The sequence below is a fragment of the Spirosoma jeollabukense genome, assembly GCF_054777855.1.
The window spans coordinates 69,933-94,310 of the sequence record NZ_BAAHAD010000007.1; the positions used below are offsets into that span (position 1 = coordinate 69,933).

Below are 24,378 nucleotides of genomic sequence, written 5' to 3' on the forward strand. Positions count from 1 at the left end.
AGTGGCAGCCTGCCTGCGGGCCTGAATCTGAATACCACCACGGGCCTGGTGTCGGGCACCCCCACTCAGAGCGGGAGTTTCCCCCTCACCGTTAGGGTCACCGATGCCAACGGCTGCTCAGCCACCAGTGCGACGTACACGCTGGTAGTGATTGATCCCACTCCCACCCTGGCAGCCTTAGAGGCCAGTCCGAGTGCGGTCTGCGTGGGCAGTCCCGTCACCTTCACCGCTACCGTGGGTAATGTGACGGGCAGCTACAACTACATCCTGACCAACGGCAGCAGTACGTCGATAGCAGGCACCTCGTCCAATACGAGTTTTAGTCAGACCCTGACCGCTAGTGGTGCGGGGAGTCAGAGCTTCACCCTGACAGTGAGTGCCAACGGCCAGGCAGCCAGCGCTACTACCAACGTAACCGTCAACAGCTTGCCTACAGCGGGTTTGACCAACAACGGGCCGCTGAGTTGCGCCACTACGTCGGTGACGCTGACCGCATCAGGGGGCACCTCCTTCACCTTTGCCAACGGCAGCGGCACGCTGGGCACCCCAGTGGCCAGTAACACCCTGGTGGTCAGCAGTCCCGGTACGTATTCGGTGAGTGTGGCCAATGCCAGCGGCTGCGTAAGCAGCACCACCACCACCGTGCTCAGCGCCACAGGCACCGTAGCGGTGAGCAATCCGGGTATCACCAGCGGTACGTTGACAGCGGCCTTCAGCCAGAGCTTCACCGCGTCGGGGGGCAGTGGCCCTTACAGCTACAGTCTGGCCAGTGGCAGCCTGCCTGCGGGCCTGAATCTGAATACCACCACGGGCCTGGTGTCGGGCACCCCCACTCAGAGCGGGAGTTTCCCCCTCACCGTTAGGGCCACCGATGCCAACGGCTGCTCAGGTACTAGTGCGACCTATACGCTGGTAGTGATTGATCCCACCCCCACCCTGGCAGCTTTAGGGGCCACTCCCTCAGCCGTCTGTGTAGGCAGTCCCGTCACCTTCACCGCTACCATCGGCAACGTAACGGGCTCTTATAACTATACGCTGACCAATGGGCTAAGTACGCCCCTGACGGGTACCTCCAGCAGTGCTACGTTTAGTCAACTGGCCACCGCGTCGGGCTCGGGGACTCAGAGCTTCACCCTGACGGTGAGTGCCAACGGCCAGGCAGCCAGCGCGACCACCAGCTTAACCGTCAACAGCTTGCCCGTGGCCGGGCTGACCAACAACGGCCCGCTGAGTTGCGCTACTACGTCGGTGACACTGACCGCATCAGGGGGCACCTCCTTCACCTTTGCCAACGGCAGCGGTACGCTGGGCACCCCGGGGGCGACCAACACCCTGGTGGTCAGCAGTCCCGGTACGTATTCGGTGACGGTCGCTAACGCCAGTGGCTGTGTGAGCAGCACCACTACGACCGTGCTCAGTGCCACAGGCACGGTGACATTAACCAACCCAGCCACCACCACAGCCACTCTGAATAGTGCTTTCAGCCAGAGCTTCACGGCCTCGGGTGGCAGCGGGCCTTACAGCTACAGTCTGGCCAGTGGCAGCCTGCCCACGGGCTTGAGTCTGAATACCACCACCGGCCTGGTGTCGGGCACCCCCACTCAGAGTGGGAGCTTCCCCCTCACCGTTAGGGCCACCGATGCCAACGGCTGCTCAGCCACCAGTGCGACCTATACGCTGGTAGTGATTGACCCCACCCCCACCCTGACAGGCTTGTCAGCCAGCCCGAGTGCGGTCTGCATTGGCAGCCCCGTCACTTTCACGGCTAGTGTGGGCAACGTAACGGGTTCTTACTCATACACGCTGACCAATGGGCTAAGTACGCCCCTAACGGGTACCTCCAGCAGTGCTACCTTCAGCCAACTGGTCACCGCGTCGGGCACCGGAGTGCAGAGTTTCACCCTGACGGTGAGCGCCAATGGCCAGTCAGCCACCAGCGTGACGCCCGTAACAGTGAACAGCTTGCCCGTGGCCGGGCTGACCAACAACGGCCCGCTGAGTTGCGCTACTACGTCGGTGACGCTGACCGCATCAGGGGGCACCTCCTTCACCTTTGCCAACGGCAGCGGTACGCTGGGCACCCCGGGGGCGACCAACACCCTGGTGGTCAGCAGTCCCGGTACGTATTCGGTGACGGTCGCCAATGCCAGTGGCTGCGTAAGCAGCACCACTACCACCGTGCTCAGCGCCACAGGCACCGTAACGGTGAGCAATCCGGCCACCACCACGGCCACCCTGAGCAGTGCTTTCAGCCAGAGCTTCACGGCCTCGGGTGGCAGCGGGCCTTACAGCTACAGTCTGGCCAGTGGCAGCCTGCCTGCGGGCTTGAGTCTGAATACCACTACCGGCGTGGTGTCGGGCACCCCCACTCAGAGTGGGAGCTTCCCCCTGACGGTGCGGGCCACCGATGCCAACGGCTGCTCAGCCACCAGTGCGACCTATACGCTGACGGTGTTAGGAGGCCAATTGGCCGTGGCAGCACCTGACTACAACTGTGCCACCGGGGCCATCACCTTCCACGTCACGGGCGGAGATGGGACACCTATCGAGTTCTTCGCCCCCGGCGTCACGCCCTGGACCACTAACCCGAACCAGACCGTCGAGATCAACCTACAGGCCGACCCCAAAAAGTTCGTGATATATGCCCGCCAGAGTGGCATGCAGTCCAGCTACCTTTTCGATCTGCCAGCCTACTGTGCCGGACTGCCTACCCCACCTCAGTCCACCACCAGTCCTGGGCCTTTTATCGCTCAGGGTATTACTGCTCAGACCACTACTCAAAATCAGCCGTATAGTTTTAGTATTCCGGCGGGCACCTTCATCCAGCCTCAGGGATTACCCCTGACGTACACCATGCTGGGTCTACCATCGGGGCTAAGCTTCTCAGGCACTACCCTCAGTGGTACCCCCATTATAGCAGGCCGCAAGACCGTTACGGTCGTTGCTGTGGACGCTTCGGGCCAGACGGCTAACACCAGTTTCTCGCTGGCCGTCAATCCCCCAAATCCCCCCGCCCCCACGGGTGATCCGTTCCAGCTCCTGGCCCCTGTCTACAACTGCTCAGGCGGCTGGATCACCTTCCAGACTACAGGCGGCAATGGCACAGCAGTGGAGTTCTATGCCGAGGGCATTACAGACTGGACCAGCCTGGCCACGCAGGAAGTCCCTGAGCAACTGCGGGATCATCCCACCACCGTGCTGCTGAAGGCCCGCCAGAACGGCGTGGAGGTGAGTCGACGGGTGGATCTGGCGGCCCTCTGCCAGCCCGATTTGACTCCCCTCCTGTCGACCAGTCCCTCAACGATATACGGGACTAGTACGCTGAACGTGGTGGTGGACGTAGTGGAACTCAACAGTCGGTCCAGTAACGGGCTCATCCAGGTTTACCTGGCTAAAGACCCCTTGTTCAGCCTCAGTTTTGATCCGGCCACCACCAGCGTGCTGGGTCGTCGGGTACAGAACACGGTGTGGCAGTTTGACGCGACCTCGAGCGAGAGTTTCTACATTCTCAGCACAAGGGGTTTAGGCGCCGGTGCCAAAGTGTCGGTGGGTTTGATCGGTCAACTGCGGCCGGGCAATACCAAAGGGCGTTTAAGTATCAGTGCCCTGGTGATGGGCAGTGCTATTGGGGAGTTACAATTGTCCAACAACTCGGATGCTGACCTGATCGAATATTTCAATAAATAAGATAAGACTGATACCCGCCAGGGGTTATATCCAAAGCGGTTAACCGCCTATAACCGGCGCAAAAAGAACCAGTTAGACGTATGTCTGGCTGGTTCTTTGCGTGTAAGGCACATGAGATTAGTCACCGTTTTCACATAGGGTCTAATCTGTCTTTAAACGATTACTCAATTAGTATCATATTACCAGAAAACTATCTTTTTATTTAACAAACCAGTAATTTGCCAGTACGAAAAAATCGAACGTGTTTGATTCTACGTAGTTGGATAACTAATGGTGTGCCAGAATGCGCTTACTCTACCTACTCTTCGTTCTACTTCCCTTTACGCTGGTTGCCCAGCCAACCCATAGAACCGCCAAGGGCTGGCAGGAGCTTACTATTTCTGACGGCCTGTCGCAGGGGATGGTGTATGACCTCAAACAAGATCCCAAAGGGTTCATTTGGGTGGCCACCAAAGATGGGCTCAACCGATACGACGGCTATAATTTCACCGTATTTACCCACGATCCTTATAACGATTATAGCCTTTCCGACAATAATTGCTCGTCGCTGCTGGCCGATAGCCGGGGATGGCTCTGGGTAGGTACGCTTAACAAAGGTCTTAATCTGTTCAATACGCGCACCCAACGCTTTTATCATATTAATATTCGCGACCAGGCATTGCCCAACGCGGGAAATTACGCCATCAACAACATCTTCGAAGATCCACAGGGCGCTATCTGGGTGGTGGCGGGGGAGATTAAATTATTTAAAATCCAGTTGCCCAACTCGCTTAAAAATGGTTTCCCCGATCAGGCCAACTTAACGGATCAAGTACAGATCATACCGATTTCAATTGATGGAAAGGTGACGGGCATCATCAAGCCCCTTAGCTTTCGTACCGACGGTCAGGCCATGGCGGTATGCATCAATGGGTTGTTCCTATTTAACTGGCAACATCCCCAGAAAGCGAATACATTCAATCGCTTTACAGGTGATTTCACCAAGGGTTTATCCTTTTATGGTGATATAAATCAGGATGCCTTTCTAGCGACGATCGACGAGGAGAACAAAATCGTCTGCCGCCATCGGGGCAAGCAGAAAACTGTCCTGATGGCAAGAAATAATGGGGCTGTCATTACCCAGAATGCCCTCAATGCAACCACACTGGCCATTACCAGGGGCGAATTCCTCTGGATCATGTCGCTGGATGAACTCATGCGACAGGACAGCCTGACGGCCCATAATGCCTTTACCACTTTACCCACTGACCTCTATGCGATTACCAGCCTACTCAGAGATCAGACGGGGAATATATGGGTGGGAACGAGTGGGTACGGCCTGCGAAAATTCAACCCCCAGATCAGGCAGTTTCAATCCACACTGCCGGGCATGACCCTTTCCTACCTGTATGCCGATCAGCAGGGACGCACCTACGTCCGGCATCAGTTCTCCTATTACCAATTCGATCGGCTTAATAACCGGACTCAGCCTTTTATGCCCGATGCGCTGCCCCCCGGTGATAAACGGCAGCGCTACCTGATGCAGGATCGACAGGGTACGTTCTGGGTGTCGAACGTGCACTTCCAGACGCACCAGATGCACCTGTTTAAGTTTAGCACCGATTGGCAACTGCTCAAAAAATACCCTATTCCTTCCAATACATCGTTCGGGTTCTACTACAATCAGACCGTTGAGGATAAAGCCGGTAAGCTCTGGATTGGAGCAATAGATGGTAAACTTCTTCAATTCGATCCAAAGACGGAAACATTTCGGGTTTTCTCCTATCAGTCGCTGTTACTGCAGAAAGGAGCCGAAATCGAAACCTATGCCCTGTACTTCGATCAGGCCGGTACACTCTGGATTGCGACCCAACAGGGATTAGTACGAGCCGACCATACACAGACCAGCCCGACGTTTGCCCTCTACAAAAACAGTGCGACAGATCGCCAGAGTTTGAGCAACGACATTGTGCTGAGCCTGCTCGATGACCCCCATGAACCGGGTCGCTACCTCTGGGTGGGTACAAAAGGCGGGGGACTTGACCGCCTGGACAAACAGACGGGGCACTTCACCCATATTACTGAAAAGAACGGCCTGCCTAACAAAGTGGTGTATGGCATCCTGACCGATACGTTCCTGAATCTCTGGTTGAGCACCAACAGAGGACTGGCTCAGTTCAACCCCAAAACAAAGCAGTTTCGCAACTTCACCAAAGCCGACGGCTTACAGGACGATGAGTTTAACACGGGCTCTTTTTTCAAGACCCCTTCGGGCGAGTTGATGTTTGGGGGCGTTAATGGACTAACGACGTTTCGAGCCGCCGACCTGGTTCGAAAAGGGGGTTCTACGCCACAGGTGCAGCTGATTGGCCTGAAAGTTAATAATGAGGCCATTGATGTGGGAAGCCCCGATGGTATTTTGACGGAAAGCATTGAAAACACCCAGCGCATTGACCTGGCCCATGATCAGAACCTAGTTACATTCGAGTTCGGCCTGATGGATTATGCCAATTCGGCGAAAAACCAGTACCGATATCGACTCGAGGGCATCGACGAGAAGTGGGTGTCGGCGGGCACTAATCGCTTTGCCAACTACGCCCAGTTACCATCGGGCAACTACACCTTGCAGATGAGTGGGTCGGTGGAGGGGGAGCACTGGAGTAAACCGATTGCGTTACAGGTACGGGTGCATCCGCCCTTTTATCGGACCTGGTGGGCGTATGGGGTTTATCTGCTCCTACTGGCGCTTATTGCCTGGCAGTTGCACCGCATCCAGACCCAGCGTCTATTGCTTCAGCAGCAGGTAGCCTTCCGGCAACAGGAAGCGAGTCGACTGGTGGAACTGGATACGCTTAAAACACAGTTTTTTACCAATATTTCGCATGAGTTCCGCACCCCGCTCACGTTGATTCTGGGCCCACTGGCTAATCTGAAAAAACGATTTCCTGATGATTCGGACCTTACGTTGATGGAGCGAAACGGCCAGCGGCTACTCAGCCTGACAAATCAGTTGCTCGACCTGAGCAAGCTGGAAGCGGGTCAGTTAAAAACGGAAGCCGAGCCGGGCGATATTGCCGCCTTTCTCAGGACACTGGCCAGCTCGTTTAGTTCGCTGGCCGACAGCCGGGCTATTCAGTTCATCTTCACGCAGGATCAACCTACGTACTGGGTTCGTTTTGATCGGGATAAGGTGGAGAAAATTATAACGAATCTGCTGTCCAACGCCTTTAAGTTTACGCCCGATGGTAACGTAGTGCGCCTGACCGTGGCGTATGAGCCCAGGGGAGTCATCCTGCGGGTAGCAGACACGGGCATTGGCATTGCTACCACCAACCTGCCCAAAATCTTCGACCGCTTTTATCAGGTAGATAGTCAGTCTAATCGAAATTACGAAGGCACGGGCATTGGTCTGGCGCTGGTCAATGAACTGGTGAAGGTCTTGCAGGGCACGATTTCGGTCGATAGTATAGAAGGCAAGGGCACTACGTTTACGGTTCACCTGCCACTGACGCCAGTGGCCGAACCCATAGCGGCTGACAATACACTAGCCCCTGCTGACACCTCCGGCGGTGAAGCCTCCTTTAGGGATGAGCGACCGCTTTCAGTGGAAGTACTACCACTGGAAGTGCCGATCAATAGATTAGTTGATTCTCCGGCCACCGATAATATTCTGCTCATCATCGACGATAATGCCGATATCCGAGCTTATGTGCGAAGCATCTTTGAGACCGATTACCAGATCATTGAAGCGGTTGATGGCCAGGACGGTCTGGAAAAAGCCACGGCTACGTTGCCTAATATCGTTATCTGCGATTTGATGATGCCCCGGCTCGATGGCTTTGGCTTCTGTCGGATGCTGAAAACGCAGGAAGCCACCAGCCATATTCCGGTGGTGATGCTCACCGCCAAAGCCACCGTTGAGGATCGGATCGAAGGCTTTGAACTTGGCGCCGATGATTACCTGACCAAGCCCTTTAACCAGGCAGAAATTCAGGTACGGGTGCGGAATCTGCTTGATAAACAGGAACGTCTGCGGCTCCATTATACCAGCAACCTGCTCTTTCACGAACCCGTTTCGGTTCAGGCTACGTCTCCCGAAGACGCTTTTCTGAAAAAGGCACGAGCCATTATCGAGGAACACCTGAGCGATAGCCGATTCGGTGTCGAGCCGTTCAGCAAAGCCATGAACCTGAGTCCGTCACAATTGCTGCGCAAACTAAAAGCCCTGACGAACTTAACCGTCGTGGAGTTTTTGCGGCAATATCGGCTACAACGCGCGGCCACCCTGCTGGCTCAGGGCGATGGCACTGTCTCGGCCATTGCCTATCAGGTGGGTTTTGAAAACCTATCCTATTTTACCAAAATGTTCCAGGAAGAGTTTGGCGTACTGCCGTCGGCCTACGCGGAAACGTAGCAAGCTTTTCGGCTGAAAATACCTGAAAAGCCAGCACTCAAATAACTCGAATTTCTTCGTCCCCCGTAAAAACACCCTTTTTGACAATTGGGTGTTTTTGCTGCTTTGGGATGTAGTCTGGATATAGACTTTTGTCGAAAACATTTTCCGGTGGAATGATAGCCGATAGTATACGGCCCTGTAGCCTTTTACTGGCAAAAAAACGTTTTGTGGGCAAATGCTGAAAATGAGTCAAAGAATGCTGAAAATGAGTTAACACTTGGCTTAGCTAAACTACCACATTTGTTAACTCCTTCTGACTATCATTTGGACGTACTATAATTGGATATCCTCTCAACCTTTCTCTTCTTTTTTAGGTATGAATACTTCCCTGAATCAATCCACCAGTGCCCTTAAAATGCACGTTCGCAATACGGGCAAAATTACACTTCCGTTTGCGGATCTTATGTTCTTACAGGCGACCGGCAATTATAGCTGGCTGCATTGGAAAGACGGTCAACGCATATTGCTGCCCCGCACCTTAAAATACTATGAACCGCAATTGCCCATTGAGTTGTTTGTGCGTGCCCACCGCAGCTGCATCATAAATATTCACTATATCGAGCGGATGGTGCCTACTTACCCCGACCGGGGGGGCGTCATTCATCTGCGCTCGGGGGATGTGCTGCCGGTGTCGCGTCGTCGGTGGGTAGCGATTCGAAAAATTTATCAGAGTCTATCCACCACGGATCGGTACCCCTCAACTGGTACAGCCTAGAAGCTCAGTACGCACGAAACAATTCAGGCCGCCCCAGCGAGACAGCCCGAAACACCTCCACAAATAGCAAAGTCAAGTTTTTCAATAGGTTGTACATACGTGGTCCAGCAGGTAGTTGGATTGACAGACCCAGATAAAACAGATACTCGGGTCAGAATGCCACAACATAGAAGTGGGCTTACTACATTTGGTTGTACAGTTTAAAAATGAATGAACTACTACGCCAAAGATAAGTGGCTACGTATCATCGGGATTACCCTGCTGGTCGTGGTATCCGTTACGATTGATGACTTCTACCGCCAGCCGCTTACCGGGATGGTGTTTGTTAAATTCCTGATCGGGGCTGGAACAACCATAGCAACATGGCAGTTGAACCGGACGATCATTCTCCGGTATAAGGCAGCCTTTCCGGCCAGAAACCAGGCAGCTAAGCGCCTGTTGCTCACATTCCTGAGCGGGGCGCTGTCTACTACGTTCCTTTCCTGGTTCTCAAACGCGCTCGAATTTCTAGCCATCCATGGAACGCTAGCCAGCTACTTCGGTAGTTACAAGGGCATGTCGGTTACAATTAACAATCTGACAATCAAGCTATCCCTCTACGGTTTTGACTTTTTGCACGGCATTCAATATGCTCTTTTCTTTATAGTTATTTACGGAATTCTGTTTTTTGTACAGGATTCATCTTTGTATAAAGATCGGCTCAGGCGGGCCGAACAGGAACGGGAGGAGCTTCGGGCGGCTCATCTGCAAAGCCAGCTTGACGCGCTCAAACAGCATGTCAATCCGCACTTTTTGTTTAATTCCTTAAATTCATTGTCGTCCCTGATTAGTGAAGATCCTAAGCAGGCCGAGCGATTTGTCGATAAACTCAGCGAAGTTTACCGGTATCTGCTTCGGTCTAATCAACAGCATCTTACTACGCTGGACGCTGAACTACAGTTTATCAACGCCTATTACCATCTCCTGCAAACTCGCTATGGCGCAGCGTTGCATTTAGAGGTGGCGGTACACGAATCTTATTTCTCCTACCAGCTTCCGCCCCTGAGCCTTCAGTTACTGGTCGAGAATGCCGTCAAACATAACGTAGCGTCGGTCAAACGTCCCCTTCATATTCAGATTACGGTTGATCAACAGGCCTGGCTACGGGTCAGTAATACGCTACAGCGCAAAACAAGCCGGGTATTATCGAATGGTATCGGTCTGACCAATATCGTAGCAAAATATCAGATGCTACATCTTTCTCAACCTATTGTGGAAGAAACAGATACCCAGTTCACAGTCGTGCTGCCGCTGCTGGCCTGATTCGAAAATGCTTGCCCCAAAATCTTGCCGGAAACGAAATAGTTAGTTTATTGCCGCATGATAGCTCAACGACCGATACAAGCAATTTTCCTCGACATTGGTGGCGTGTTACTAACAAATGGCTGGGACCAGCAGGCGCGTTTGCGGGGATCTCAGCAATTTGGCCTGGATTTCAATGTGCTGAACGAGCGCCACCACCGCATATTTGATACGTATGAGTCGGGTAAAATGACGCTGGACGAATACCTGACGCGGATTGTCTTCTACGAACCCCGCGATTTTTCCCGCGATACATTTACGCAGTTCATACTGGATCAATCAGAGCCCCATACCGCCATGATTGATTTGTTTCATCAGCTAAAAAAGCAGTATGGACTAAAGCTGTTTGCCGTCAACAACGAAGGGCGGGAACTCAATGCATACCGAATTACGCACTTTGGTCTTAAAGAACTTTTTGATGCCTTTATGTCGTCCTGCTACGTTCATGTGCGTAAACCCGACCCGGAAATTTTTCGTGTAGCCTTAGATATTACCCAGATAGACCCAGCGCAGGTAATTTATTTCGATGACCGGCAGATGTTTGTTGAAGTAGCGCAGTCGGTCGGCATTCAAGCTTTTCAGCACCTCGACTATGAATCTACCCGCCAAAAACTGGCGACACTGGGTTTTTCACTAACTGAGGACTGAGCCCTTAAGTACTGTAGCTGACAGTTGCCTACTCGTCGTCGTCATCGTCTTCAGCGCCCGCTAACTCAGCGGGGTACCGCTTTTTCCCCTTTGCCGAAAACCATAAAATCCGGTTGAGTAAGTCATCATGGCCCCGGTCAATGAAATGAAAACCGTATTTTTTTGATTGATTGGCAAACCGTAGCGACGTTCCTTTCAGGCCGGTTGCCGGGTTCATTTCGGCCAGATCAACGCGATTGGGTTGTGCTTTGTAGGTAAATGACAGATCAGGTTTGTCCGTAAAACAGTCGAACATGGGCAAGGCCGTCGCATCAATCACGTTCATGGGCGGTAAGCCCAGAATCTGTTCCATCGTGCGCACGACGGAGGTTTGATTATAATTTGTGTGGATGGTTTTCTGTAAGCGAGAGTATGGGCTAATAATGTAACCCGTTGTCCGATAGGCCGATACGTGGTCCCAGCCCGCCTGAGAGTCGTCTTCCGTAATAAAAATGACGGTCGACGCTGCGAATCGACTTTTCGTGACGGCTTCAACGATACGGCCAACGGCCAGGTCATTATCGGCCACCATGGCCTTGGGAACGGGAAATCCTGGACTCAAACCGGCCGTATGGTCGTTGGGCAGCGACATAACCATCAGGTTGGGCAAATCGGCATTTGGGTTTGCATTGGCCTCCTGCAATTCCTTAATGAACGCATCAGCCCGCATTTGATCGCTGACGGTTTCGTCGTCGCAGCCCGGAAAATTCATGGATAACACGGGCCTGACGCGGGAAATTGTCGTGGTGTTTGTATACGAAAAAGGCTGGCTGGTCTGCCGCATCTGATACAACTTGCTCCAGTCGTATTGTTTCTTGTCGAAGGCACAGGAACAGGCTTCGCCATAGATACGTACCGTTTTGCCATGATCGAGCGCATTGTTCCAGATCAGCCCTTTTTTATCGTAGACCATCGCGTCATATAATACGTGCGGATAGCTCCTGAACCAGGCCCGAACACTCTTTTCTGTATAATCGGTAACCATAGCCGCGCTGGCCCAGTGATGCCCTTCCGCCGAAGACTTCCCGGATACGTGGTAGTTGTCGAGCAGCAAGTAGTCCTGAGTCAGCCGGTGTTGATTAGGCGTTATGCTATCCCCAAATATGCACAAGGACGGCATCCCGTTCCCCTGTGGCATATCGCCCAGCACCTGGTCGTAGGTACGGTTTTCTTTGATAATGTACAACACATGCTTAAATACCGACGGCTCACCAATACGTTCCGGAACAGGTTTTGGGGCAATAGCTGGCCGGGGTGCCTGCTCGGTCAGCGCCAGCCGAAACTCAAGACTCTGTTTTTTTACTTTCTCCGTGAAGGCTGCCAGTTGGGTCGCATTGGGTACCGGAATAAAAGAGATGGAAGCTAACTGTTTGTGGGAGTTATACGCCTTCGTATCCTGACGTGGATTTTTACCCTGACTGCCCTGATCGACCGGATTGGCAACTCTAGGGCCAACGGCTTCTAAGTTCGTTACATACAATTCATTCTCATTCAGCACAATGCCGGACGGATAGGCTTGGGTAGGAATATAGCCCTTGATTTGGTGATTCCCCGTGGCATTGGTGGATGCCGTACGGCCCAACCCGACCACGCAGATCGCATTATCCATCCCATTCGCTACGTATAACGTAATGCCCTGCGGATCAATGGCCAACGCATTGGGTGTGCTGCCAATGTAGCCATTTCCCCGATTGAACAGGCCGACAAAAATAGAGTCGGTAACCTGCTGTTTCTGAGCATCGATGATAGAAACATAATCGCTGTTGCCATTCGCTACGTATAGAAACCGCCGATCGGGACTACTAATTATGGCATTGGGGTGCAGCCCTACAGACAGTTCCCGCTCTGCTTTCCCTTGTCGAATGTCAATGACAGAAACCGTTCCCCGTGCCATAGCGCCCGTTTTGGGATCAATGTAAGCGCTCCCCCAGGGTACACCGGCCGTTTCCAGCCCGTTGCTGGCATCCGGAACGGGCCCAGCCCAGTTAGTAATGTAGGCTTTCTCACCAAGTATGGTTAGGCCAAACGGGGCTACTCCCGTCGGGGCTGTCCAGATCACTTTTTGATCAGCAACCCGGACTTTAACGAACTGATTATTGCCATTCAAAACGGCATATACATACAATTCACCGGCTTCTTCTTTAACGGCCACTTCGTTGGGTAAGGCAATGGTTGCCGGGGCAATAGCCTCAAAGGGAATAGTTCGAAGCAGTCGGGCGCGCGTGCCGTCCCACACCGCCTGCATGACGTATGAATTTGGTTTTCCCCGGCCGCCAGCGCCCCAGAAAATGTAGGTCGAATCGTGATGAACGATGGCTTTGATACCTGAGAAGGAACTCATGCTCCCTTTGAGATTCGAGCCTTTCGTATAGTCCCAGCGCGAAATCAACTCTTGTTGTTTTACATCAAAAAAAGCGATGCCAAACCGATCTTCAACGACCAGCGTTTTCTTATCCGGTAGCAATACGGCGTCCAGACTATGGTTTTCAAGGCTGGCATCGCCAAAACTGACTGATTTCCCGGCGGCATCGATGATGCGGTTGTAAGGCATTAGAAACGGGGACTTATCGCTGGTCAAGGTACTATCATCCGTAGCGATTTTATAGGCTGACGTATATTTTGTGGTTGGGCCAAACGGATGACAGCCAGCCAATAAAAACAAGTCGCAAAGAGCGAATAACCCGTAAACGATTGACTCAATTTTGATTTTCATACAATCCAACTGCCAGAAAGCCTTAGGCGGGGAAACCCGGAATTTTTAAATCGGCAGGTATGTAACCCGCCCCTCTCCCGGAAGGAGAACAAAGTAGGCAAGGTTTACTCAAAAATCGATGGTCGTTGTGTGTCTTTCCAGTAAAAATATAAATGCGCATTGGCTTCGCTGGCTTTCTGCTACGTTAGCTATAACCCGGTGGTTCATTAGTAGCCCCCTGTTGCGTAGCTGTACATAAGCGGACGGGGCCTGTCCGAAATCGTACAATGAGCGCCACGCTAGTAGCGCTATATCAGTACATACGGTGTTTTTAATGGGCTGGTACGATAGTTGCCATTAGCTAGGAGAAATTGGTCAGGCAACTGCCAGGGCGCCTGGGGAAACCAATTACAGCAAAGCATATTCCGACTCTTTGGCCAATGAGCCTACAGTCGACTTCATAAATTTAGTTTAGGTTAGGTTATAAACTGGAAAGCATATACAGACTCTGTATATGCTTTTTTATTTTGGTCGACAAGATGGCTGTCTTGCTGCTTGTTCATCAGCGACACTGCATGCTGGACAGGCCGGAAATAGTCTTTTCAGGATAACCGGCTAACTAGTTGGACCGGTTAAATTTCTGATACACCCCCCGGATAATCAAATCGCTCATTTCATCGAGATGAAGCAGGTTGTGCTTCCGCAAAAAATACTGATGCAAAGGCGACTCAACCACCCATAGTTTCAATTCACGCTGTATTTTCATACCAATGCCTCCGCTTAGTTCGCTATGGCAGAAAGCCGTAAACTCTTCCTCACTCTTTCCCATGTATTTTTCCATCCCCTCGAAACGAGGCAGCAGATAGGCAACAGCCTCGTCCAGCGTTGTCAAGGTCACGCTATCAGCCGCCGAGTCGGCGGCCTTCGAGGACGTATTTTTTTCAATCAATTCATGCTGATAGTCCAGCACTTTATCGAAGGCCTTCAACGAACTAGTCAAATAATCGGCTAATACACCATTGGGAGAACTGGTATTTTCTTTACGGTATTTCTTGAGGAGTGCTTCTACTTCCGTTCTGAGCGTGATTTCCATACATTAATAGTCTTTTGTTTTCAACTCTAAAACCGATGTTTTCATTGTCGGGCGAATGGCTATTTCCAGCTATTTTCTTATCTAAAGCACATTAGAAAACTATCAAACCTATATACATAGGACGAAAAGTTATTATCGAGTCATTATGTGCCGTTTAATAAATAATGAGTAGACTATTTAATGTATACACATCTAATTGGGTTATGACAATCGTATGTGAGCTATTAACCCATTTAAAAAGCATCAACTTGCCATTCTCCAATGAACGTAACTTTAACTGACGAAGAGATGATTCGGGATTACTTACCTGTTCAGCCCAATCAACTTTTCGAAACACTTTACAACCGATATGTGAACAAGGTCTATAAACGATGCCTTTATATGACCAAAGATTCCGAAAAAGCACAGGATTTCACCCATGACATATTTATAAAAGCCTTCGATAAACTGGATGCCTTTCAAGAACGATCCAATTTCTCGACCTGGCTGAACACAATTGCCTTTAATTACTGCTCCGATCAGCTACGTATAGCCAAGCGGCTAAATACAACTCCGCTGGATGAAAATCACGAGTTGTCGGACTCCAGAGAAGCTGGCTTGCAGGAGGAAACACTTCAGTTGTTCCAGCAGGCGTTGGCCAGCCTTCCTTTAAAGGAACAGACCTTATTGCGACTGAAGTATGAACAGGGAATGACCGTTGAGGAGATTGCCCAAATCTACCGGCTCAAAACCAGTGCAGTTAAGATGCGCCTGAAGCGAAGTAGGGAGAAATTACAACAGCTATGCGCAATAAATTACGCAAACTGAATGACCACGATAACGTAAATGGTGAGCGTATCAAACTGGGATATAACAAATTTTGCCGGATGAGGCCAATCGATAAACGGCTCATCCGGCAAAATTTGTTATATGAGATTTTACATAACAAGTGGGATCTTTATGATCCCACGGCGTTACCCAGTACTACCTTTTTCGCTTGATAGAAGTTCTGGCAGCTACCTCCGCCTGAAACTTGATCTTTAATTGCCGATCAAGCTCCTTATCACGCGGTACATAAATACTGGTTTTCCCGTCTGACGACTTAACCAACCAGTAGGCGTTGTCCGTTGTTGGCGGAATAGAGGTGTAAATGGGTTTGCTCATAACTTAAATGTTAATGTTTACATGTGTCGTTTGCGCACGATGTCTATTACAAGAACTCTATTTTGATCAGATTAGTGTCCTGATAGGGTTGTATACGAAAACAAAACCCCCGTTACCGGCGATTACTGGCATACAGGGGTGTTTATGAGGTAAAGAAAGTTGCTTGTCAGCGCGTTACAGCCTGAATTTCATCCTGTTGTTGCTGACGCACCTGCTGCCCAATAGGTACATACTCAACTTCACAGGGATACCCGAACAGGCAATTGGCTTTTATTTGTTCGGCGACTCGTTCTGGCACCAGTTTTTCCCAGCCATCTTCGCCCCGCTGAATCATTTCCAGAACACCATCGGTCGATATGTGCAGATTCTGTTCATTAAAATCTGTAATGTCCTCAATCTTGTCATTACGAACCAGATACTGAAACAATGGCTCCAGGGTGGGCGGCAATTCAAACTCGTTGCAGGTATAGATCGCGCCATGCCTCAACGTTGGGTAGACAAACAGTTTGACTTTTCGGCTAAACAACGTAGCGAACGACTCCAGAATACCACCCGGCAGAAACTCATAATGGCCTTCCTCAAAAATATATTCCAGGTTTGGAATACCGACAATCAGACCAATTTTGAGCCGTGTCAATCGAGCCAGGTAGGCCACCAGTTTGTAATATTCCAGGTAGTTGGAAATCATCACGGTCTGGCCCATCGAACACAGAATATCCACACGGTCCAGAAAATCTTTTTCGTCAATGCCCTGTTCGTTGGCTTTCAGGTTATGAAGTGTTAGCTCCGCCATAGAAACCACTCGATTGGCGTCTACATCAGGCTCGTCTTTAAACTGTTTCAAGCCATTTTCGATCATATCCATCTGAACATTCGTAACGGGACGTAGTCGCCCGCGCATGACCAGAATATGCTTTTTATAGAGTGCTTCCGATGGCTGTAAAACCTGTCCATCAGCACCGAACAGGGCGGCATCGGTAAACCCGTTTTTGACCAGGTGTAAGCTCATCAATCGGTTATCCACGTCGGCAAAATCCGGCCCACTAAACCGAATCATGTCAATTTGAATACGATCCGGAGACAGGTCATCCATGAGCGATAATACCAGCGTTTCAGGCGATTTGGCGTAGTAATAACACCCGTAAATCAAGTTGACCCCAATAATACCCAAGGCCTGCTGCTGCAATATATTCTCGTTGTCGATCATTCTAACGTGAATAATCACGTCATTATAGCCTGCCTGCGGATTCAACTGAAATCGACATCCGATCCAGCCATGCGCTTCATTAGTCTTCTGATAATTGAGTGCCACAACCGTATTGGCAAACGAAAAAAACGTAGTATCGGGACCACGTTTTTCAGCTAATCGCTTCTCTAACAAGCTGTATTCCTTACTCAGCATTTTCACCAATCGCGACTCCACTACGTAGCGCCCACTTTCTTCGACGCCGTAAATTGAGTCACTGAAGGTCATGTCGTAGGCCGACATGGTTTTAGCAATAGTACCCGAGGATGCGCCTGCCTTAAAAAACATGGCCGCTGTTTCCTGGCCCGCGCCGATCTCAGCAAAAGAGCCATAGATCCGGCGGTCGAGGTTAATACGTAGTGCTTTTTGCTTAGTACCTATATTCTTTTCGTACATAGTGGTGGCTGCTTGCTGATGCTAAAGTTACATTATAAAACGCCAAAAACACCCTTCTAAGCTGTTAGTCCCTTGAAATAACACAATAATAATGTCGTACGTTCAACACGTTATAGTAGCCGAATGGCTGCCTTCTCACCCCGAACTTCCTTAGCTGATCACGAACCCGTTAGGTTGACTTGCCAGCCTGATTACCAGTCCATGAATGATCTTCTATAAAATCTCAGAAAAATGCATCTTCAATATGGTTTATGCGCAATTCGTTGCCTGCTAATGTAACGGCTACAATATCGAAGCGAATATCATGAAGCCAGTCATTGGCAAAAATATAATTCTCGGCAGCTTTCATGACCAGTTTTGCTTTCGTGTAGGAAACAAATTCTTCAGGATTACCATAGCTGAGGTTCGTGCGCGTTTTCACTTCTACAAATACTAAGAGCTTCCCTTTTTTGGCGATAAGGTCAATTTCAGCATGTTGATACCGATAGTTTCGAGTCATGATTTCGTAGCCTTTCTGCTGTAGGTATTGAACGGCTTCCAGTTCACCCTGCTTCCCCGTTTCGTTGTGTTGAGCCATTGTTTTGATTTAGGTTACAAATGACGAATCGAACGAAAGATACCGAAGTGATTGTTATCTAACCAACGGGAGGTAGCCTTAGGAAAGGGATTGCTCTTTCGTAAGAGCAATGAATAGTAGAGTCAATAAACAAGTTGAGGTTAAGGGATGGGGGCTGATTGATTATCAGGAGGCCTGGAATGAGCAGGAACGCCTGTTTGCCACCATTGTTGATCAAAAACTGCTGAACCGAACCCTTCCCGCCGACGAGCAGACAATCACCCCGAATTATTTGCTTTTTTGCGAACATCCACCCGTCTATACGATGGGGACGAGTGGCCACGCCGAAAACCTGTTGATCGATGAAACCCGGTTAACTACCGAGCTGGGGGCAACGTTTTTTAAGATCCGGCGCGGGGGCGACGTTACGTATCACGGCCCCGGCCAGCTGGTCGGCTATCCAATTCTGGACCTGGATAATTTCTTCACTGATATCCATCGCTACATGCGGTTACTGGAGGAAAGCATCATTCTCACACTAGCTGACTACGACCTGAACGCGGGCCGGATCGATGGATTAACAGGCGTTTGGCTTGATTATGACGGGGGCAGTAACCAGCCAGACATGAGACCTCGAAAGATTTGTGCGATGGGTGTCAAAGCGAGCCGTTGGGTAACGATGCACGGTTTTGCCCTGAACGTGAATACAGATTTAAGTTATTTTAACCATATTGTCCCCTGTGGCATTACCGACAAAGCTGTTACGTCAATGGCGGTCGAATTAGGCCGTGAAATACCACTGCCTGAAGTAGCTGAACATGTACAAAAGCATATGGCTGTGTTGTTTGACATGGAATTGATTGGGACAAAAATTGCAAGGCCCCAGATGTAAGATTCTATATAGCGTTAGGCGATACGTATATATTGCCTATACTAGTACTTCTTGTTTCTGAGTTCATTATGAAAAAAGACATTAATTTTTTGCCCGTTGAGGGCGTGCATATTGCCATCGCTCGGAAAGCAAATGCAGCGGGTGAGTTTGATTGGCAGGTTTTCCTGATTAACCAGAATAGCGTACCGATCAAAACCGTGTTTGTAACATCGAAAGGATATGGGCTGAAAAACGACGAGGAACAGAAAACGTCTACGTTGCGGCATTTCTTTGTGGAAGTACCGGCAGGTGCCTATGAGATCGTTGAGTCAATTATGCCCGACGTATTTCACCTTAACAATGAGTACTGGGTAAGCTATTTTATTGATGATCAGATCTTTGACAAAAAATTCATTTTTGTACCCGATAGTATTGTCGAAGACCATCTTGTCACGGTACCTGTGCTGGGACTGGAAGGAATTTTGCATGCGTAGTTCATTTTGAGATTTTCTTATTCCTATGCCTCAACCCGTCTCCTGGAAACGTCGACTCAAAAATTTCCTGTTTATTGACCTTAAAACAGTAGCAGGTGAACCATCGCTTCTGGCAGTCGAACCGCGTTTGCAACGACAATGGGAGGAGAAAAGCCGCTTTTTCAAAAGCGAAGATGAACTCTCTGCCGCTGGCTGGTATGACCGACGAGCCTCTTACTATGCCGAATTTGGTAAGATTATCTGCGTGGGTGTCGGTGGGCTGTTTTTCGATGATGAGGATAAGCCGCACCTGAAAGTAAAGCTGCTTAGTAACGACGATGAAGCCGCGCTTCTGGAAGAATTCATTACCATTGTCAACCGCTACCCACCCGGCGAATTGACGCTCTGCGCGCATAACGGAAAGGAATTTGATTTCCCTTATCTGTGTCGGCGTCTGATGGTTAACGGATTGCCCCTACCACCTGCTTTGCAAATTTCGGGTAAGAAGCCCTGGGAAATTCCTCATAAGGATACGCTCGAATACTGGCAGTTTGGCGATAAACGGCATTTTGTGCCACTCGATTTACTGGCAGCCGTCCTGAACGTACCGACTCACCCACTCGAATGGTCGGGCGATCGCACCAGCGAAGTTTATTACCGCGAACATGACTGGCAACGTATTGAACAGTACGCCCGCGATTCGATGGTCATGCTCGTACAGGTTTATTTAAAAATGGTGGGTGCCCCGCTCGTGGCCGACGAGCACATTGTACAGAGTGACTGATCACACAGAAACGGAGTATTTTATAGACGCCGATAAACATTGTGAACCAACAGTCTGTCCTGTATTAACCATTTTAGCTTGCTGATTTAGCGAGCACACAACATGAAAAACGGAAAACCGAAACAAGATAAATATAGCAAAGCCGGATCCGCCAAATCTGGCACCGGACAGCCGCATACAGCTCGCCCGCGCGAAAAGGGCATAGAGAAATCAGCAAAAACCCGGCCTATTCAACAGACCGATTCGTTTCTGGACGAGTTAAAAAACGACCTGATGGCGTTTTTCCAGGTAAATGACGACCAGTCGTTTACCCAACAACAAGTGCTTGAGCACTTCGATACGGGCGACCGCAGAATGAAACTGATCATGCATGGCCTCATGGCTGAACTCACTGATGAAGGCGCCTTGATCCGTCAGGCTGATGGTAGTTACCGTGCTGATGCCGACGCGAATGTTATCGAAGGCGTAGTCGACCACGTAAACTCGCGGTTTGCATTCGTCATTCCTACGACGGCCAGCGGCATTCGCGGAGATCGTAACAATGATATTTGGGTTTCAACCGACGACCTCGCCGGAGCCGTTGATGGCGACCGCGTACGGGTGGTTCGCTTTAATGACTCAGGCAACCGCAGCAGACGCGTTGAAGGTAAAGTTGCCAATGTTATTGAACGGGGACGTACTGAATTGGTCGGTCGAATTGAAGTTTGGCCAACCTATGGATTTGTTGTTCCTGACAGCAAGAAGATTTATGATGACATTTTCATCCCGAAAGAAAAACTTGGCGGGGCCAGCGATGGCGAAAAAGTCATTGTCCGGTTAACTAAATTTCCTGATCCCAAAAGCAGCAAACAGCGCTTTGAAGGGGAGGTCATTGCGGTTCTGGGCGTAGCCGGTCAGAACAACACCGAAATGCACGCCATTCTGGCTGAATTCGGATTGCCCATTCATTTTCCGGCCGATGTTGAGCAGGAAGCCGAAGCGATTCCAACTAAAATCCTGGCAAAGGATTTAGCTAAACGGCGCGACATGCGTGAGGTAACGACCTTCACCATTGACCCCATTGACGCAAAAGATTTTGACGATGCCTTGTCGGTACAGCTGCTTGACAATGGCAACTACGAAATCGGTATTCACATTGCCGACGTGACGCACTACGTGCTGCCGGGCACGAAACTGGAGGAAGAAGCGTACAAACGAGCGACGTCGGTCTATCTGGTGGATCGCGTGGTGCCTATGCTTCCCGAAAAATTGTCGAATGGACTATGTTCACTACGTCCTAATGAAGACAAACTTACGTTCTCAGCCGTCTTCGAACTGACGCCCGACGCCAGAATCGTGAATGAGTGGTTTGGTCGAACGGCTATTCACTCGAACCGGCGATTTGCTTACGAAGAAGCTCAAGACATCCTGAACAACAACAGTGGTGATTATCTGGAAGAACTTCGCTTGCTGAACGAACTGGCGTACAAACTTCGCGATGAACGGTTTAAGAATGGAGCGATCAATTTTGAAACGGTTGAAGTACGGTTTCGGCTTGATGAAAACGGCGTGCCGCTGGGCGTTTATCCAAAAATTCGGCAGGACACCAACAAACTCATTGAGGAGTTCATGCTCCTGGCCAACAGACGGGTGGCTGAATTTGTGCATTCGCTCTCAAAACGAAATAAGAATAGCGAGGAGAACACCATGGTTTACCGCGTTCACGAAGGTCCGGATGACGAAAAACTGCGTAGTTTCTCCGACTTTGCCCGCAAGTTAGGCTACAAACTGAACGTAGACGATGAGCAGCTCTCGAAATCCATGAATCGGTTTATGACCAGCATCGAAGGCAAGCCCGAAGCTGGAATGCTGCAAAAACTGGCCGTGCGTACCATGTCGAAAGCTCGGTACAGCACCGAAGATCTTGGGCATTTTGGTCTGGCTTTTAAACGATATTCTCACTTTACGTCGCCCATTCGTCGCTATCCCGACATGATGGCGCATCGATTATTGCAGTATTATCTGGACAAAGGCAAACCCGCCGACCGCGACGAATATGAAGATAAATGTCGCCACTCATCTGAGCGGGAGAAAATGGCCGCCGAAGCCGAACGGGCCAGCATTAAATACAAACAGGTTGAGTTCATGAGTCGAATGGCGCCCGACCAGGCATTTGAAGGCGTCATTTCGGGCGTTACGGAGTTCGGTTTCTTCGTCGAAATCACCGAAAACAACTGCGAAGGCCTGGTTCGGATGCAGGATTTAACTGACGATTACTACGACTTTGATAAGGATAACTACCGGATCATTGGGCAGCGTCATAAGAAAATGTACACCTTCGGTGACCCGGTGGTTGTCAGTTTGAAAGAAGCGAATCTCGCGCGCCGGAGCATGGATTTCAAATTGGTGAGCGATAAAGCCGGGCGGGCAACGGACTCCGAGCCTGGCCGTTCGTTAGGGCAACGTAGTACTACCCGAAGTTCACGCTCGGGCAACTCACGGACGACATCTTCATCACGACCAGGAGGCAGCTCTAAACGTAGTGAAGGCACGGCGGCTAAAGGTGAAAATCGCCGTGGAGGCCGCGGACGCCGATAAAAGTCATTAGTTTGTTCCAGAATAAGCTTGGATTTTAGTCATCGAATCTCGTATCTTTGCACTCCCAAATAGGGAAATTGCCTGCTTCCGTAGTTCAATGGATAGAATTTCGGTTTCCGGTACCGACGATAGGGGTTCGAATCCCTTCGGGAGCACAAATCCTACCTTTTACGGGATCAATTAAAGTGAAGAAAACGCTAATTCTTAACGAGTTAGCGTTTTTCATTTATTCTACTTTACCAAAAGAAATACGGTTTCATCAACTAAATCCGTCAACCATTCCGTCAACTGTATTGCTATTCTTCGTAACTTGGGATTGACCAAACCAAGAAGAATAATGAAAACCGTTTCTGACCAGAACGTCAAGTTTTTACTTAAAGACCCTCGCGCCGACCGGCCAACGCTCATTTCACTCTTTTATCGGTATGATAATAACCGGTTTGTGTATTCGACCGGGTTGACGATTGATCCCTACCAATGGGATGCCCAACACCAACGCGCCCACACCAATCAGAAGAGCCGCGCCGACCGCGAAACATACCAGACGATAAATGCCGGTCTCGACCGCTACCGGACCGCCTTAAAAAAGACGTTGACCCGGTTGCAATTAGCTACTGTCTCCCTCGATAACAAGATCCTAAAACAACACCTCGACACAGAGTTAGGCCGCGTCAAGAAAACAAAACCCGCGCCGGTTGATGTAGTGGCACAAGAGACGTTCACACAGTTTATAGAACGGTTTGTTGAGGAAGGCCGCGCCGGTCGTCGGCTCAACGCTAAGAGTAGCCACTATTCACCCTATACCCTGGCTGGCTACCTCAAACTAAAACGGTTGTTGGAGAATTTCAGCGATGCCACCGGGCAACCGATAAACTACCCCGCTTTTAGTCTTGACTTCTACAATGCCTTTAAAGGCTGGCTGACCGGGCGAGGGCTGACACTTAATTACGTCGGCTCATTGATGAAAGATTTGAAAGTGATGCTGAAGCAGGCACACGCCGACGGACTGCACACGAACACCATATTTCAGCATAAGGACTTTAAAAAGTTCTCGGAGGAGGTAGACAGCATTTACCTCACTGAAACCGATCTGACGCAGCTCTATAACCTTGACCTGACCAATACGCCCGGCTTAGACAAGGCACGGGACTTATTTCTGATTGGTTGCTACACGGGGTTACGGTTTTCGGACTTCATGCACTTACGGCCAGAGAACATTAAAGGCCGCATTTTGACCCGTAACACTCTCAAAACATCGGAACGGGTTTCCGTACCTCTAAACTCTAAAGTTCTTGCTATTGTCGCTAAATACAACGGAGTACCACCTCGACCAATCAGTAACCAGCGGCTCAACGATCATCTAAAGGAACTTTGCAAACGGGCGGGACTGACCGAACGAATTGAGGTCAGTAAAACGCGGGGCGGCAGTAGTGAAACCTTATATCCTGAAAAATGGGAACTAGTGGGAACGCACACCGCCCGCCGATCATTCGCAACAAACGCCTATCTAGCAAAGGTGCCACCGGTTGCCATTATGAAAATAACGGGCCATCGTTCGGAAAAGATGCTACTACGCTACATCAAAATCTCCTCACAGGAAAATGCTGTGATGTTGCTCGATCATGCCCATTTCCAGTAAATAGATATTAGATGAAGGATTTTGAGAGCTTACACTTCGTTTT

16 protein-coding genes and 1 tRNA gene are annotated in these 24,378 nt (G+C 50.1%); 12 read left to right on the forward strand and 5 right to left on the reverse strand.

Annotation, left to right across the window (positions count from 1 at the left end):
* The 5 genes from ACYVEA_RS23065 to ACYVEA_RS23085 form a co-directional block, all read left to right on the forward strand.
* Positions 1-3,687: putative Ig domain-containing protein (locus ACYVEA_RS23065; RefSeq protein ID WP_461115798.1), on the forward strand; the 3,687-nt coding region annotated here is incomplete at its 5' end.
* A 283-nt stretch (positions 3,688-3,970) separates the two neighbouring features.
* Positions 3,971-8,080 (forward strand): hybrid sensor histidine kinase/response regulator transcription factor, encoded by a 4,110-nt coding sequence (locus ACYVEA_RS23070; protein ID WP_461115799.1) that lies wholly within the window; start codon positions 3,971-3,973, stop codon positions 8,078-8,080.
* A 358-nt stretch (positions 8,081-8,438) separates the two neighbouring features.
* Positions 8,439-8,837, forward strand: a complete 399-nt coding sequence (locus ACYVEA_RS23075; protein ID WP_461115800.1) for a LytR/AlgR family response regulator transcription factor — start codon at positions 8,439-8,441, stop codon at positions 8,835-8,837.
* 210 nt (positions 8,838-9,047) lie between these two features.
* Positions 9,048-10,139, forward strand: coding sequence for a sensor histidine kinase (locus ACYVEA_RS23080; protein ID WP_461115801.1), 1,092 nt, complete (start codon positions 9,048-9,050; stop codon positions 10,137-10,139).
* A 57-nt stretch (positions 10,140-10,196) separates the two neighbouring features.
* Positions 10,197-10,826 (forward strand): HAD family hydrolase, encoded by a 630-nt coding sequence (locus ACYVEA_RS23085; RefSeq protein WP_461115802.1) that lies wholly within the window; start codon positions 10,197-10,199, stop codon positions 10,824-10,826.
* A 28-nt stretch (positions 10,827-10,854) separates the two neighbouring features.
* Here ACYVEA_RS23085 and ACYVEA_RS23090 read toward each other — a convergent pair whose 3' ends face one another.
* Positions 10,855-13,578, reverse strand: a complete 2,724-nt coding sequence (locus ACYVEA_RS23090; protein WP_461115803.1) for a bifunctional YncE family protein/alkaline phosphatase family protein — start codon at positions 13,576-13,578, stop codon at positions 10,855-10,857.
* 598 nt (positions 13,579-14,176) lie between these two features.
* Positions 14,177-14,650: a DUF6794 domain-containing protein gene (locus tag ACYVEA_RS23095; RefSeq protein WP_461115804.1), complete on the reverse strand. Its 474-nt coding sequence runs from the start codon at positions 14,648-14,650 to the stop codon at positions 14,177-14,179.
* Between the two features lie 261 nt (positions 14,651-14,911).
* Here ACYVEA_RS23095 and ACYVEA_RS23100 point away from each other — a divergent pair, with 261 nt between their 5' ends.
* The gene (locus ACYVEA_RS23100; RefSeq protein ID WP_461115805.1) at positions 14,912-15,457 is read left to right on the forward strand and encodes an RNA polymerase sigma factor; all 546 of its coding nucleotides are present in this window, start codon (positions 14,912-14,914) and stop codon (positions 15,455-15,457) included.
* Positions 15,458-15,613: 156 nt separating this feature from the next.
* On the opposite strand, the gene ACYVEA_RS23105 is transcribed toward ACYVEA_RS23100, so the two are convergent.
* From ACYVEA_RS23105 to ACYVEA_RS23115, 3 genes are all read right to left on the reverse strand, one after another.
* On the reverse strand, positions 15,614-15,793 hold the full coding sequence (locus ACYVEA_RS23105; protein WP_093827469.1) for a hypothetical protein: 180 nt from the start codon (positions 15,791-15,793) through the stop codon (positions 15,614-15,616).
* Positions 15,794-15,959: 166 nt separating this feature from the next.
* The gene (locus ACYVEA_RS23110; protein ID WP_461115806.1) at positions 15,960-17,435 is read right to left on the reverse strand and encodes a TonB-dependent receptor; all 1,476 of its coding nucleotides are present in this window, start codon (positions 17,433-17,435) and stop codon (positions 15,960-15,962) included.
* A gap of 223 nt (positions 17,436-17,658) precedes the next feature.
* A complete protein-coding gene (locus tag ACYVEA_RS23115) occupies positions 17,659-18,012 on the reverse strand; it encodes a YraN family protein (RefSeq protein WP_461115807.1) in 354 nt (117 codons plus the stop codon).
* Positions 18,013-18,121: 109 nt separating this feature from the next.
* On the opposite strand from ACYVEA_RS23115, the gene lipB reads away from it, so the two are divergent.
* The 6 genes from lipB to ACYVEA_RS23145 all read left to right on the forward strand — a co-directional run bounded on the left by lipB (position 18,122) and on the right by ACYVEA_RS23145 (position 24,335).
* Positions 18,122-18,883 (forward strand): lipoyl(octanoyl) transferase LipB, encoded by a 762-nt coding sequence (lipB, locus tag ACYVEA_RS23120; protein WP_461115808.1) that lies wholly within the window; start codon positions 18,122-18,124, stop codon positions 18,881-18,883.
* Positions 18,884-18,951: 68 nt separating this feature from the next.
* Positions 18,952-19,356 (forward strand): hypothetical protein, encoded by a 405-nt coding sequence (locus ACYVEA_RS23125; RefSeq protein ID WP_461115809.1) that lies wholly within the window; start codon positions 18,952-18,954, stop codon positions 19,354-19,356.
* 25 nt (positions 19,357-19,381) lie between these two features.
* Positions 19,382-20,119, forward strand: coding sequence for a 3'-5' exonuclease (locus tag ACYVEA_RS23130; RefSeq protein ID WP_461115810.1), 738 nt, complete (start codon positions 19,382-19,384; stop codon positions 20,117-20,119).
* Between the two features lie 102 nt (positions 20,120-20,221).
* The gene (gene rnr / locus ACYVEA_RS23135; RefSeq protein WP_461115811.1) at positions 20,222-22,696 is read left to right on the forward strand and encodes a ribonuclease R; all 2,475 of its coding nucleotides are present in this window, start codon (positions 20,222-20,224) and stop codon (positions 22,694-22,696) included.
* An 83-nt stretch (positions 22,697-22,779) separates the two neighbouring features.
* Positions 22,780-22,851, forward strand: a tRNA-Arg gene (locus ACYVEA_RS23140).
* A gap of 182 nt (positions 22,852-23,033) precedes the next feature.
* On the forward strand, positions 23,034-24,335 hold the full coding sequence (locus tag ACYVEA_RS23145) for a site-specific integrase (RefSeq protein WP_461115812.1): 1,302 nt from the start codon (positions 23,034-23,036) through the stop codon (positions 24,333-24,335).
* Positions 24,336-24,378 lie beyond the last annotated feature (43 nt).

Excerpts from the sequence above, each read along its gene's own strand:
- ACYVEA_RS23070 (WP_461115799.1), top strand. The coding sequence starts at position 3,971 with ATGCGCTTACTCTACCTACTCTTCGTTCTACTTCCCTTTACGCTGGTT.
- ACYVEA_RS23075 (WP_461115800.1), top strand. The coding sequence starts at position 8,439 with ATGAATACTTCCCTGAATCAATCCACCAGTGCCCTTAAAATGCACGTT.
- ACYVEA_RS23080 (WP_461115801.1), top strand. The coding sequence starts at position 9,048 with ATGAACTACTACGCCAAAGATAAGTGGCTACGTATCATCGGGATTACC.
- ACYVEA_RS23085 (WP_461115802.1), top strand. The coding sequence starts at position 10,197 with ATGATAGCTCAACGACCGATACAAGCAATTTTCCTCGACATTGGTGGC.
- ACYVEA_RS23090 (WP_461115803.1), bottom strand. The coding sequence starts at position 13,578 with ATGAAAATCAAAATTGAGTCAATCGTTTACGGGTTATTCGCTCTTTGC.
- ACYVEA_RS23095 (WP_461115804.1), bottom strand. The coding sequence starts at position 14,650 with ATGGAAATCACGCTCAGAACGGAAGTAGAAGCACTCCTCAAGAAATAC.
- ACYVEA_RS23100 (WP_461115805.1), top strand. The coding sequence starts at position 14,912 with ATGAACGTAACTTTAACTGACGAAGAGATGATTCGGGATTACTTACCT.
- ACYVEA_RS23105 (WP_093827469.1), bottom strand. The coding sequence starts at position 15,793 with ATGAGCAAACCCATTTACACCTCTATTCCGCCAACAACGGACAACGCC.
- ACYVEA_RS23110 (WP_461115806.1), bottom strand. The coding sequence starts at position 17,435 with ATGTACGAAAAGAATATAGGTACTAAGCAAAAAGCACTACGTATTAAC.
- ACYVEA_RS23115 (WP_461115807.1), bottom strand. The coding sequence starts at position 18,012 with ATGGCTCAACACAACGAAACGGGGAAGCAGGGTGAACTGGAAGCCGTT.
- lipB (WP_461115808.1), top strand. The coding sequence starts at position 18,122 with ATGAATAGTAGAGTCAATAAACAAGTTGAGGTTAAGGGATGGGGGCTG.
- ACYVEA_RS23125 (WP_461115809.1), top strand. The coding sequence starts at position 18,952 with ATGAAAAAAGACATTAATTTTTTGCCCGTTGAGGGCGTGCATATTGCC.
- ACYVEA_RS23130 (WP_461115810.1), top strand. The coding sequence starts at position 19,382 with ATGCCTCAACCCGTCTCCTGGAAACGTCGACTCAAAAATTTCCTGTTT.
- rnr (WP_461115811.1), top strand. The coding sequence starts at position 20,222 with ATGAAAAACGGAAAACCGAAACAAGATAAATATAGCAAAGCCGGATCC.
- ACYVEA_RS23145 (WP_461115812.1), top strand. The coding sequence starts at position 23,034 with ATGAAAACCGTTTCTGACCAGAACGTCAAGTTTTTACTTAAAGACCCT.